This is a genomic window from Burkholderia sp. MSMB1072, assembly GCF_001524725.1.
Taxonomy (GTDB): domain Bacteria; phylum Pseudomonadota; class Gammaproteobacteria; order Burkholderiales; family Burkholderiaceae; genus Burkholderia.
This window is the reverse complement of sequence record NZ_LOYC01000025.1, coordinates 80,743-93,285: the sequence shown is the minus strand read 5'-3', so window position 1 is coordinate 93,285 and position 12,543 is coordinate 80,743. Positions and strand designations below refer to the sequence as shown.

At 68.7% G+C, this 12,543-nt stretch carries 13 protein-coding genes; 2 read left to right on the top strand and 11 right to left on the bottom strand.

From position 1 onward, the window contains the following. Window positions 1-74: 74 nt before the first annotated feature. From WS89_RS12915 to WS89_RS12905, 3 genes are all read right to left on the bottom strand, one after another. The gene (locus WS89_RS12915) at window positions 75-1,355 is read right to left on the bottom strand and encodes an O-antigen ligase family protein (RefSeq protein WP_059791326.1); all 1,281 of its coding nucleotides are present in this window, start codon (window positions 1,353-1,355) and stop codon (window positions 75-77) included. A gap of 137 nt (window positions 1,356-1,492) precedes the next feature. Further along, complete coding sequence (locus WS89_RS12910) at window positions 1,493-2,335, bottom strand: glycosyltransferase family 2 protein (protein ID WP_059791324.1); 843 nt, start codon at window positions 2,333-2,335, stop codon at window positions 1,493-1,495. A 119-nt stretch (window positions 2,336-2,454) separates the two neighbouring features. Then, window positions 2,455-3,207, bottom strand: a complete 753-nt coding sequence (locus tag WS89_RS12905) for a glycosyltransferase family 2 protein (RefSeq protein ID WP_059499200.1) — start codon at window positions 3,205-3,207, stop codon at window positions 2,455-2,457. 225 nt (window positions 3,208-3,432) lie between these two features. Here WS89_RS12905 and msbA point away from each other — a divergent pair, with 225 nt between their 5' ends. Together msbA and WS89_RS12895 are read left to right on the top strand one after the other, a co-directional pair. After that, window positions 3,433-5,184 (top strand): lipid A export permease/ATP-binding protein MsbA, encoded by a 1,752-nt coding sequence (gene msbA / locus WS89_RS12900; RefSeq protein WP_059791322.1) that lies wholly within the window; start codon window positions 3,433-3,435, stop codon window positions 5,182-5,184. A gap of 93 nt (window positions 5,185-5,277) precedes the next feature. Beyond that, a complete protein-coding gene (locus tag WS89_RS12895) occupies window positions 5,278-5,661 on the top strand; it encodes an RcnB family protein (protein WP_059499202.1) in 384 nt (127 codons plus the stop codon). Window positions 5,662-5,769: 108 nt separating this feature from the next. Here WS89_RS12895 and WS89_RS12890 read toward each other — a convergent pair whose 3' ends face one another. The 8 genes from WS89_RS12890 to rsfS form a co-directional block, all read right to left on the bottom strand. Next, complete coding sequence (locus tag WS89_RS12890) at window positions 5,770-6,336, bottom strand: FUSC family protein (RefSeq protein WP_034208013.1); 567 nt, start codon at window positions 6,334-6,336, stop codon at window positions 5,770-5,772. Window positions 6,337-6,377: 41 nt separating this feature from the next. Continuing rightward, window positions 6,378-7,637, bottom strand: a complete 1,260-nt coding sequence (locus WS89_RS12885; protein ID WP_059499204.1) for an MFS transporter — start codon at window positions 7,635-7,637, stop codon at window positions 6,378-6,380. After that, entirely contained in the window at window positions 7,634-8,599 is a 966-nt protein-coding gene (locus WS89_RS12880; RefSeq protein ID WP_059499205.1) for a PRC-barrel domain-containing protein, read from the bottom strand. Before WS89_RS12880 ends, WS89_RS12885 begins: the two co-directional genes overlap by 4 nt. 387 nt (window positions 8,600-8,986) lie before the next feature. Continuing rightward, window positions 8,987-9,322, bottom strand: a complete 336-nt coding sequence (locus WS89_RS12875; RefSeq protein ID WP_034208010.1) for a YggL family protein — start codon at window positions 9,320-9,322, stop codon at window positions 8,987-8,989. Between the two features lie 126 nt (window positions 9,323-9,448). Continuing rightward, window positions 9,449-10,918 carry a ribonuclease G gene (rng, locus tag WS89_RS12870; RefSeq protein WP_059791320.1) on the bottom strand — a complete coding sequence of 490 codons (1,470 nt, stop codon included), beginning with the start codon at window positions 10,916-10,918 and terminating at the stop codon, window positions 9,449-9,451. Between the two features lie 8 nt (window positions 10,919-10,926). Continuing rightward, window positions 10,927-11,559, bottom strand: a complete 633-nt coding sequence (locus tag WS89_RS12865; RefSeq protein ID WP_059791318.1) for a Maf family protein — start codon at window positions 11,557-11,559, stop codon at window positions 10,927-10,929. A gap of 51 nt (window positions 11,560-11,610) precedes the next feature. After that, on the bottom strand, window positions 11,611-12,081 hold the full coding sequence (gene rlmH / locus WS89_RS12860) for a 23S rRNA (pseudouridine(1915)-N(3))-methyltransferase RlmH (protein WP_034208007.1): 471 nt from the start codon (window positions 12,079-12,081) through the stop codon (window positions 11,611-11,613). 18 nt (window positions 12,082-12,099) lie between these two features. Next, entirely contained in the window at window positions 12,100-12,543 is a 444-nt protein-coding gene (rsfS, locus tag WS89_RS12855; RefSeq protein ID WP_059791316.1) for a ribosome silencing factor, read from the bottom strand.

The following is a 12,543-nucleotide window of genomic DNA, read 5'->3' as shown; positions in this document are numbered from 1 at the left end:
CGCCCGCATCGACCGGGGATGTCCGCTGCCGCCGAACCGGTCGGCGTGGGCAGCGGAACGTATGCAGGCGTGCGTTACACGCTGCGGCGGATCGCCGACGTTTCGCGCGGCAGCGCTTCGCTACGCTCGCCGCAACCGAGCAGGATGCCGGCCAGCAGCACGATCAGGTGCCCTTCGGCGAAATCCAGCAACAGCGAATTCGCGAGACTGCCGATCGCGAAGATCGTGAGCCACGCGAGCAGCAGGTGTCGCGAGCGCGGATCGAGCGCACGGCTGCCGCGCGCGATCTGCACGATCAGGTTGATGAACAGCAGCACGCCGAGCGAGCCGAGCTGCACGGCCATCAGCAGGTATTCGTTGTGCGGGTTCGACGTGAGCTGACCTTCGGCCGCCGTCTTGCCGGCCGTGAGCTTCTCGAATTCGGATTCGAGGCCGCCTGCGCCGTAGCCGAGCACCGGGCGCTGGCGATACAGCTCGAATCCCTTCTTGTACCACTCGAGGCGCAGCCCGGTCGACGTGGCCGCGTCGCTCTGTCGGTATTGCTGCACTTCCGTCACGACCTTCGTCAGCCGGCCGTTGTGAACCGTGCAGGCGGCGACCACGAGCGCGGCGCCCGCGAGGACGAGCATGCCGGCGGCGAGCCCTGCGCGCAACGCAGACTGCCGGCGCAGCAACAGCACGAAACGCACGGCGACGACGAGGATCAGCAACAGCGCGATAACCTGCCCCGTGCGTCCTTGCAGCATCACGAATACGTTGACGAGCGACCACGCAGCGATGCCCGCATACGCGGCGCGGGACAGTATCGTGCGGGCTGCCAGCGCGAGATCGGCTGCCTGGTAGAAGAGCAACGCTCCGAACATGCCGGCGGCGATATGGTTCTTGAACACCCACGCGCGCGACAGCGGCAACTGGGTCGCATGCGCCGGCCCGATCGCGGTCAGCCCGAGGTAGTTGGTCGTCGACAGCAGCAGGATCACGCACAGCGTGGCGAACCAGCAGCGCCGCACGATCGGCGCCCAGTTCGAATGACGGAACGCGAGCACGGCGAACGGCAGCAGCAGCAGCTTGTCGTACTTCGCGACCCAGTTCCACGCCTTGTTGTGCGGCGCGACCGTATAAGCGACGCTCACGGCCAGCGCGGCCAGGATCAGCAGCGCCGCCAGCGAAGCCGGGTCGGCGACGAACGAGCGCAGGTTGCGCCAGAATTCGGGGGAGATCACGAGCGCGACCGCGAACAGCCCGCAGAACACGTTGGTCAGCGCGGTCGAGACGGGCACCATGCAGAGCGCGGCGACGGCGAATGCACGGGCGGCGGTCAGGCGCCGCGTGGCGGGAGTGGAAAACGAAAGCATCGGAACCTGGCGTATGGACGAATGCGGCGCGCGAACGGCGTGCACCGCGCCGCGTCGCGCCCCCGGCGAGAGACCCGGGACGAACGGCGCAGTATACGCGAAGCAGGACAGGTTTCCGTGCGGTTTTTGGGGCTCGATCAGCTGAACGCGCGCTTGATCCGCGAGCGCAGCAGCGCACGCTTCAGGCGGCCTTCCACGGTCGGCGTATCGAGTGCGATTCGGGTGCCGACCGGCTCGCCGCGATGCAGGTAATAGCGATCGAACGTCGCCTGGGTCATGCCCCATTTGTTCAGGAACTGACGGCGGCCGTCGTTCTTGACGATCTTGCCGGTGCTCTTCTGCTGGAAGTGATACACGAGGCTGTCGCCGACGCCGATGAAGATCCGGCAGCCGGCGTCCCAGAATTTCATCGAGAAGTCGTTGTCGCTGCTCATGCCCGGCGACAGCTCGCTGCTGTAGCCGCCGATGCGGTTCCACCAGTCGCGGTGCACGAGCGTCGGCGGCCAGGTCGACCCGAGCCAGTCCGCGCGCGCCAGCTTCGGCGTCGCGGCGGCGAGGCCGGCCGCATCGAATTGCTCGGCGTCGCGGCCGAAATCGCTGACGACCACGCACGGGTTGCGCGTGTCGACCGGCTCGATCATCGTGCCGGACAGCATGAACAAGTCGGTCGGCATCCGTTCGATGCGGCGCACGAGCGCCGTGTCCCAGCCCGGGCAGCAGAACATGTCGTCGTTCATGTAGACGACGTAGTCGCGCACGGCGCGCGCGGCGGCCAGGTTGACCGCATGGCAGATGCCGATGTTGGTCGGCGACGCGGTGTGTTCGATCCCTTCGTTGCGCACCCAGTCGAGCGTGCCGTCCGAGCCGTCGTTCACGTGCACGACGATCTGGTGGTCGTACGCGGAATGCCGGCGCAGGCTGCCGACGACGAGCTTGAGGTACGGCAGGTTGTTCCAGGTCGGGATGATGATGGAGAACATGGCGGTCGGATTCGGTGGTCGTCGTGGCGGGCGGCGCGCGGCGCAGCCGTTCGGGCGGGCACGCGCGGTGCGCGCAACCCGGCATTGTAACGCCGGGCCGGCCGTGCGCCGGCGCTCGCCTAGCGGGCCGGTTCGTGACCGAGCTTCAGGAAGCGGTAATACACGGTTTCCGCGTTGAACACGGCGATCATGAAGCCCGCGCGGCCGTCGAGGAACCCGCGCCGCAGCACGTAGGTGCGCACGAACGCCCAGGCGCCGCGGCCGAGCGCCTTGCCGAAGCCGCCGCGCTGGCCGGCCGCGCGGCGCTGACGCGCGCCGGCCGTCGAATACGCGTCGAGCTTGCGCACGACCGTTTCGAAATCCTCGTACGAGTAGTGCATCAGCTTGCCGGGCAGGCGCTGCGCGGCGGTCTCGAACACGAGGCGTTCGTGCACGAGATCGTCCGAGAACCGCGCGGCGCCGCGCCTGAACAGCCGCGGCACCCAGTCCGGATACCAGCCGCTGTGATGGATCCACTGGCCGCAGAAGCTCGACAGCCGGTCGAGCGCATAGACCTGCGCGGCCGGCGCGCGGATCGCATCGCGGATCGATTGCGCGAGTTCCGGCGTGACGACTTCGTCGGTATCGAGCGACAGGATCCAGTCGGTACCGAGCGCGTCGAGCGCGCGGTTCTTCTGCGGGCCGAAACCCGGCCAGTCGCGCTCGACGATCACGCGCGCGCCGTGCGCCTGCGCGATCGCGACGGTATCGTCGGTGCTGCCGCCGTCGACGACGACGATCTCGTCGGCGAACGACAGCGCATCGAGACACTGGGCGAGCCGCGCGGATGCGTTGAGGGCGATGAGGGCGACGCCGAGGGAGGGTTCAGCCATGAAATCGTCGGAAAGGCGGAGAAAACGGTGAGCGGCAGTATACCTTCGGGCCGGCCGCGGGCAGCATCGGCGACGGCCGTGCCGGCGAGGGCGGTGCAGCTATAATGTTGAGCCCTTTTCGGCACCCGCCCGACCAGGGCGCACACCCGGGCGGCCGCGCGCCGGGCGCCGCATCGCGGCTCAAGAAGGATTGCCTTGGAAACCCAGAATACTCTTCGCAAACCGATGGACGGCAGCGGCACTTCGCCGGTGACGGTCCTCAAGCGCCTGTGGCCGTACATCCGGCCGCTCATCGGCATCGTCGTGCTCGCCGTGGTGACGATGGGCGTCGTCGCAGCCACCGAAGCCGGTATCCCGGCGCTGCTCAAGCCGCTCCTCGACCACGGCTTCGGCTCGCACGGCAGCGACCGCGCGAAATGGTACGTGCCGATCGCGGTGATCGGCCTCGCGCTCGTGCGCGGCGTATCGCAGTACGCATCGAATTACCTGCTCAACTACGTATCGAACCGCATCCTGCTGCAGCTGCGGCTCGAGATGTTCCGGCGGATGATCCATACCGGCGCGTCGTTCTTCCAGCGCGAAACCGCGAGCACGGTGATCAACGCGATCGTGTTCGAGGTCAACCAGATCCTGTCGGTGCTGACGGGCGTGATGGTCACGCTCGTGCGCGACTCGCTGACGGTGATCTTCCTGCTCGGCTACCTGTTCTACCTGAACTGGCGGCTCACGCTGATCGTCGCGGTGATCCTGCCGGGCATCGGCTGGCTCGTCAGCAAGATCAACCGCCGGCTGCGCCGCCTGAACCGCGAGCACCAGACGCTGACCAACGAACTGTCGTACATCGTCGAGGAGACGGTCGGCGGCTACAAGGTCGTCAAGGTGCACAACGGCGAAGCGTACGAGATGGACCGCTTCACGACGATGAGCAAGCGCCTGCGCGGCTACGCGATGCGCATGACGATTTCGGGCGGCCTCGCGCAGCCGCTCACGCAGTTCCTTGCGTCGATCGCGCTCGCGGTGGTGATCACGATCGCGGTCGTGCAGTCGTCGAACGACCAGACGACGGTCGGCGGTTTCGTCGCGTTCGTCACGTCGATGCTGCTGGTGATCTCCCCGCTCAAGCACCTGATCGACGTCAACCAGCCGCTGCAGCGCGGGATGACGGCCGCCGAGCTGATCTTCGGGCTGATCGACGAGCCGGCCGAGCCGCAGGGCGGCGGCCGGCCGCTGCCGCACGCGCGCGGCGAGATCGAATTCCGCGCGGTGTCGTTCGACTACGGCGCGGCCGAACGGCCGACGCTCGAGCGCATCTCGTTCAAGGTCGCGCCGGGCGAAATGATCGCGCTGGCCGGCCCGTCCGGAAGCGGCAAGACGACGCTCGTGAACCTGCTGCCGCGCTTCTTCGACCCGACGGACGGCACGATCCTGGTCGACGGCGTGCCGGTGTCCGACTACGATCTCCACGCGCTGCGCAGCCAGATGGCGATGGTCAGCCAGGACGTCGTGCTGTTCAACGACACGATCGCCGCGAACGTCGCATACGGGCAGACACCCGACCGCGCGCGCGTGCAGGCCGCGCTCGAGGCCGCGAACCTCGCCGATGCGGTCGCCGCGATGCCCGACGGGCTCGATACGCTGGTCGGCGGCAACGGGATGCGCTTGTCCGGCGGCCAGCGCCAGCGGCTCGCGATTGCGCGCGCGATCTACAAGGACGCGCCGATCCTGATTCTCGACGAAGCGACGTCGGCGCTCGATTCGGAGTCGGAGCGCCACGTGCAGGCCGCGCTCGAGCGGCTGATGGAAGGCCGCACGACGCTGGTGATCGCGCACCGGCTGTCGACGATCGAGCGCGCGGACCGCATCCTCGTGCTCGAGGGCGGCAAGATCGTCGAAGAGGGCAGCCACGACGAGCTGCTGCGCCACGGCGGCCTCTACGCGCACCTGCACCGGATCCAGTACCAGCAGCAGGCGGCGTAACGCGCGGTGAGGCGGCCGCGATGCCGTGTGCTAGTCTTCGTCGGGCAGTCCCGGTCGTTTCTTGTTCGACGTGACACCACGGAGGGAAGGACAATGAAGAGGATGCACGGCATGATGCTGGCCGCACTGATCGCGGCAGGTTGCGCTGCTACCGCGGCAATGGCGCAGGACCACGACAATCGCGATGACCGTGGCGGCCACGGGATGCAGCACGGCCGTGGCCCGAAACACGTACCGCCCGGCCACGCGATGCATCGCGAAGACGACGTGCCGCCGCGCTGGGCCGACGGGCCGCGCCGCGACTGGCACAAGGGCGACCGGCTGCCGGCCGAGTTCCGCGATCGCCAGTATGTGGTCGACGACTGGCGCGGCTACCATCTGAGTGCGCCGCCGCGCGGCTACCATTGGGTCGGCGTCGGCGGCGACTACCTGCTCGTGCAGATCGGGTCGGGCATCGTGCTGCGGGTCGGTCCGTAACCCGGTCCGTACCCCAGTACCCGTTACGCAGCGGTTCGATACGCAGAGGTCAGTTACGAAGCGGTCCGATCGCTCATCCGGCTGCCGGGCGCGTTGCCCGGCGCCGCGTCACTTTGCCGCCGCGCGGCGGAACCAGCGCCGCTCGATTCTCGACATCAGCCAGCACACGCCCAGCGCGCACACCGTGCCGAGCGTCACTTCGCCGAGCCGGATCAGCGGAACGTCCCACAGCGGGCCGTTGCCCGGGAACAGCAGCACGATCGTCGCGGTCACGCCGCCGAGCCGGGCCGCGCTGCCGACGTTCAGGCACCAGCAGCAGACGATCGCGACCGCGACCGTGATCGCATACGCGACGAGGCGATCGCCGCCCAACGCCGCACCGGCGAAGCCGAGGATGCCGCCGACCATCGCGCCGATGAACTGGTCGCGCGACAGCGACATCGTGTCCGAGTAGTTGTGCTGCGTGACGGCGATCGCGGTGATCGCCGCCCACACGGCCTGCTCGGTATGCATCGCGCGGCCGATCGCATACGCGAGGCACGCGCCGCAGACGGCCTGCAGCGCCATCAGCGCGCCTTGCGCGAGCCGCTCGCCGAATGACAGCCCCTTGAACAGATCGAAGATCGACTGCTGGATCTGCTGGCGGGCTTCGTTGAGTGTCCTGATCGTATCCATCGTGCGTCGGCCAAGAAGCGGGTAGCGGCGGCGCGCCGCCGTCAATGCGCCTGTTCGGGCGAGGCGGCCGCCGGTTCGGCGGCCGTCGCGTCGCCGTTTTCGACGCGGGTTTCGGGCATCACGAGCCAGACCAGCAGCACCGCGAGCGCGCCGGCGGCCGCAAGCCCGAAGAAGCTGACCGCGTTGCCGAAGTGATCGGCGACGTAGCCGGCCACGGCCGTGCTGAGCGTCGCGCCAATCCCGGCCGCGAGCCCGAACAGCCCGATACAGAGGTTGTAGCGGCCTTTGCCGCCCGCGACGTCGGCCGCGATCAGCGGCAGCATCACGCCGAACACGGCCGCGCTGATGCCGTCGAGCATCTGCACCGGCACGAGCAGGTACGGGCTGCTGACGCCGGCGAACAGCAGCGCGCGCACCGGCAGCGCGGAGAAGCCGAGCAGCAGGATCGGCCGGCGCCCCCAGCGCTGCGCGGAGCGGCCGACCCACGGCGACAGCATCGCGACGATCGCCTGCGGCACGATGATGCACGCGGCGATCACGAGCTGCACGTTCTCGCCCATCCCGGCCGTGACTTCGCCGGCCGCGAGGTTCAGCATCGCGGCGTTCGACAGGTGGAACAGCACGACGCAGGCCGCGAAGATCAGCATCCGGCGGTCGCGCAGCAGCTCGAGCAGCGTTTCGCGTTCCTCGCCTTCGTCGGCGTCGTCGTGCTTCGACGATTGCGGAATCACCTCGTGCGTCGGCTGGATCATCGCGAGCGCGAACAGCGCGGGCAGCGCCAGCACGGCGGTCAGCCAGAACACCGCGCGCGCGGAGAAATATTCGCCGGTCAGCCCCATCAGGCCCGCCGCGACCGCACTGCCGATCGACGCCCAGCGCGCGTTGCGGCCGAGCCGGTCGCCGAGATCGGCGCGGCCGACGAGCGAGAACGAGATCGCGGCCATTGCCGGCACCAGCATGCAGCTCGCGAAGCCGTGGAACACCTCGGCGGCGATCACCGGCACGATCGTCGGGCTCGACGCGAGCAGGACCGCGGACAGGATGATGGCCGCGATCGCCCACGCGGCCGCGCCTTTCTTGTTCTTCAGCGCGTCGACGGCCGCGCCGCCCGGTACCTGGCTGACCATCGCGCTGATCGTGCCGATCGACAGCACCATGCCGATCTCGCCCTGCGTCCACTTGTGCGACGCGAGATAGGACGCGATGAACGGACCGAACCCGGTTTGAACGTTTGCAACGAAAAAGTTGAGCCAGTCGAGGGAGCGCAGACTGCGAGCGCTGACGGAATGCTTGATCGTCATCGGGTGGCACTCGCAGACGAAGCCGGCGCGGCCGGGGCGACAGGCGGGAAGACGGCGACGATCGGCTTGTCGGCCGCGTACGGCGGCGATGCCTTGATCTGGGCGTCGTTCAGGTCGAGCTGCGGGTGCAGCGCCTTGTCGCGCGTGACGAAGCGCAGCGCGCCCCAGCTCGCGGCGATCGAACGGCGGTCGGTATTGACGAGCCCGCCGAGGTCGAGCACGACGGCCTGGGGCTGGGCGCCGCGGTCGATCAGCACGTCGACGATGCGGCCGATCTTCGTGCCGTTCGGGCGTTCGACATCGCTGTCGAGCATCGGTAGTCGCGTCGCCGGCGACGCCGCGGCCGAGCCCGACAGCGGCGCCGCCTTCGGCCGCGCGGCCGGCGGCAGGTCGCCCGACGGCACGTCGAGCACGATCGGCTCCTGTTTGCCGCCCGGCGTGAAGCGGAACACGTTCCACGGGAAGATGACCTTGCGGTCGCCGATCCCCATGAAGCCCTGCAGGTTGACGATCATCTCGCGCGGCTTGCCGCTCGCGTCGACCACCATGTCGACCGCGCGGCCGACCACCTTGCCGTTGCGGCGCGCGACCTCGCTGTCGAGCAGCGCATGGATCTGGGTGCGGTCGAGCGCGCGCGTCGCGACGAGCGGCGCGGGCGGCGGCGGGGGCGGGGTCGGCGATTCGGGGCGCTGCACGGGCTTCGGCCGCGTCACCTCGCGGTGCGGCTTCTTCGGCGCTTCCGGTTCCTCCGGTTGCGTCGGCGCGGGCACGGGCGGCATCGTCAGCGGCTCGCCGGCGGTCTCCTCGACGGGCTCGACGAGCGCCTCGCTGATCGGCGCGGGCGGATTCTGGACCGGCAGCAGCCCGCAACCGGACAGCAACGCGGCGACGGCGAGAATCAGGAAGACCGTCGAGGACGGCAACGACTTGCGGGATGCGGGAAACGGGAGTCCGCCGCTCATTGACACTCACTCCATGGGTCGGGGGCGGCACGAGGGCACGCGGCTGGCGATGGATGGCGGGTGCGGGCGGCGCACCACGCGAGGTGAGAGTTTAACGTGTCTTGCTTTCAGGACCGATTTCGATGGCCGGTTGCAAGCGGATCGTGCGGAAAAGGAAGGGATCGGAGGCGGGTGGCGGTCCGGCGCGGCGCGCGGGCCACGACGACGTGGGGCAGGCGCCGCCGCCATTGCCCTGGCTCAACGAGCCTGAGCCGCCATACGCGGACGGCAACGTCGGCCCGGCGACGCGGGCGGCCGTCACGATCGTTCGGAAGAAGCGGCGCCGGCCTGGCTCGCCGTGATGGGGGCAGGCTCGGGCGCCGTTTGAAGCAGCGTGAAACCGGGCAATCAGGCGTCCGGATACCACGCGTCGGTGAATTCGCTGACCTTGACGTCGGTCAGCTCCGGACGGGCGGCCAGCCATCCGCGCACGAGTTCGCGATCGGCGTCGGTCGTCGTGCCGCGCGGCGCGCCGGAGATCACGTACGCGCCGATGCCTTCATCCGCGGACGCGACGGTCAGCAGCCCGTTCGCTTCGACGAAGTCGATGAACGCATCGATCAACTGGCCGCGCTCGAGGTCGGTCATGTCGTTGCGGTAATGCGCGGTGGCGTTGAACGCGAGTTCCTGGAATTCGCCGATGTGGAGTTTCTTGCGCTGGCGGCGGTTGTGGCGTTGGCTCATGGTGTGGGGGGTGAATGCGAAAAGGATCGATGAAAGGGCGGCGGCGGTGCTGGCGCGGCATGCGCGAACGGCCCTGCCGCCGCATCGGGGCGCCGCGCGGCGCTGCCGGCGGCGGATGGCGCAACGTTACATCAGCACGATGTCGTACTGCTCCTGGCTCAGGTTCGACTCGACCTGCAGCGACACCGGCTTGCCGATGAAGTCGATCAGCATCGCGAGGTGCTGCGACTCCTCGTCGAGGAACAGGTCGATCACCTGCTGCGCGGCGATCACGCGAAACTCGCGCGGGTTGAACTGCCGCGATTCGCGCAGGATCTCGCGCAGGATGTCGTAGCACACGGTGCGCGACGTCTTCACCTGGCCCTTGCCCTGGCAGGTCGGGCACGGTTCGCACAGCACGTGCGCGAGCGACTCGCGCGTGCGCTTGCGCGTCATCTCGACGAGCCCGAGCTGCGAGAAGCCGTTGACCGTCACGCGCGTGCGGTCGCGCGACAGCGCCTTCTTCAGCTCGGACAGCACCGCGTCGCGATGCTCGGCGTTCTCCATGTCGATGAAGTCGATGATGATGATCCCGCCGAGGTTGCGCAGCCGCAACTGCCGCGCGATCGTGTGCGCGGCCTCGAGGTTGGTCTTGAAGATCGTGTCGTCGAAATTGCGCGCGCCGACGTAGCCGCCGGTGTTCACGTCGATCGTCGTCATCGCCTCGGTCTGGTCGATCATCAGATAGCCGCCCGACTTCAGGTCGACGCGGCGCGACAGCGCGCGCTGGATCTCCGTCTCGATGTTGTACAGGTCGAACAGCGGCCGCTCGCCCGTGTAGTGATGCAGCTTCGGGCTCACGGCCGGCGTGAACTCGGCCGCGAATTCCGCGAGGCGCTGGTACGTCTCGCGCGAATCGACCTGGATGCGCGTCGTGTCGTCGTTCGCGAAATCGCGCAGCACGCGCTGCGCGAGATCGAGATCCTGGTACAGCAGGCTCGTCGCCGGCAGCCGCTGCGCTTGCGCGACGATCGTCGCCCAGGTCTTGCGCAGGTAGGCGACGTCGCCGGCCAGCTCGTCGGAGGTGGCGTCCTCGGCGATCGTTCGCACGATGTAGCCGCCTTTCTCGTCCGGCGGGATCACGGCCGTCAGGCGCGCGCGCACGGCCTCGCGCTCGGCCTCGCTCTCGATCTTCTGCGAGATGCCGATATGCGGCTCCTGCGGCAGGTAGACGAGCGTGCGGCCCGCGATGCTGACCTGCGTCGACAGCCGCGCGCCTTTCGTGCCGATCGGATCCTTGATCACCTGCACCATCAGCGTCTGCCCCTCGAACACGATCTTCTCGATCGGCTGGTGCGGCGCGCCCGACTGCGGTTCGCCCGCGAGGCGCGGATGCCAGATGTCGGCGACGTGCAGGAACGCCGCGCGCTCGAGGCCGATGTCGATGAACGCCGACTGCATGCCGGGCAGCACGCGCACGACCTTGCCGAGATAGATGTTGCCGACCCGCCCGCGCGACAGCGTGCGCTCGACGTGAAGCTCCTGCACCGCACCTTGCTGGACGAGTGCGACGCGCGTTTCCTGCGGCGTGAGGTTGATCAGGATTTCTTCGTTCATGGTGCGGTTCAGAAGGCGACGCGTGCGGTACGCAGCAGCGCGGCAGTCTCAAAAAGGGGCAGACCCATGATACCTGAATGGGATCCGTCGATTCGCTCGATGAATTCGGCCGCGCGGCCCTGGATCGCGTACGCGCCGGCCTTGCCGAACGGCTCGCCGGTTTCGACGTAGCGCGCGTACGCGTCGCGCGACGCGGCCGCGAAGCGCACCGACGAGCGCGACAGCGCGGGCGGCAGCAGTTCGCCGCCGGCGTCGATCACGGCGACGGCGGTCAGCACCGCGTGTTCGCGGCCGGCGAGGCGGGTGAGCATCGCGAGCGCATCGTCGGCGTCGGCCGGCTTGCCGAGGATGGCGCCGTCGATCGTCACCGTGGTATCGGCCACCAGCACCGGCGCGGCCGGCTTGCCGCTCGCGACGAGGCGCGCACGCGCGGCCTCGGCCTTTGCGACGGTCACGCGCCGCACGTACGCGTCGGCGGCTTCGCCGGGCAGCTCGGCCTCGAGCGCCTCGGCGTCCTCGTCGGGACGCGGCAGCAGCAACTCGAAACGAACGCCGATCTGCTGCAGCAGCTCCTGGCGGCGCGGGCTTTGCGAAGCGAGGTAAAGGATCGGGAAAAGCGCGGGGGACGTGCTGGACGGCATGGTGTCGTTATCTCGTTGAGCGCGCGCGGCGCGCGTCTCGAGGACGACGCGTCATGCGCGGTGGTAGGGGTGATTCTGCGTGATGCTCCACGCCCGGTAAAGCTGTTCGGCGAGCAGCACGCGCACCATTCCGTGCGGCAGCGTCATGCTCGAGATGCGCAGCAGCACGTCGGCGCGCGCTTTCAGGTCCGGATCGAGCCCGTCGGCGCCGCCGATCACGAACGCGACGTCGCGGCCGTCCTGCTGCCAGCCGGGCAGCGCCTGCGCGAGCTGCATCGTGGTCCAGTCGCGGCCGCGCTCGTCGAGCGCGACGATGCGCGCGCCCTTCGGCAGCGCGGCCTCGATCTTCTGCCGCTCGGCCGCCATCACGCTTTCGGCGCTGCGGCCGCCCGAACGCAGTTCAGGCTTGATTTCGCGCAACTCGATGCGCAGCTCGGGCGGCATCCGCTTCGTGTATTCGTCGAAGCCGGATGCGATCCAGCCCGGCATCTTGTGGCCGACCGCGAGGATGAAAAGCTTCATCGGGAGACGCGTGACGGCTTAGCGGCGCCGGGCGGCCGTCTTGCGCGCCGGGCGTGCGGGCGCTTCTTCCTCTTCGTCGTCGTCTTCGCTCGCCGTGGCGAAGCCGTTGCCCTTGCCGCCGCCGAGCTTCATCCGCACGGGCTTGTCGCCCCAGATTTCCTCGAGGTTGTAGTACTGGCGCAGCGCCGGTTGCAGGATGTGCACGACCGCGTCGCCGCAGTCGACCAGCACCCATTCGCCGGTGTCCTCGCCTTCGGAGCTGACGACGTCGCCGCCGGCTTCCTTGACCTTGTCGCGCACGTTCGACGCGAGGGCCTTGGTCTGGCGGTTGGAGGTGCCCGAGGCGACGACCACGCGGTCGAACAGTTCGGTCAGGTGGCTGGTGTTGAACACCTTGATGTCTTGCGCCTTGACGTCTTCGAGGGCGTCGACGATCACGCGCTGCAGTTTGCGAATATCCAT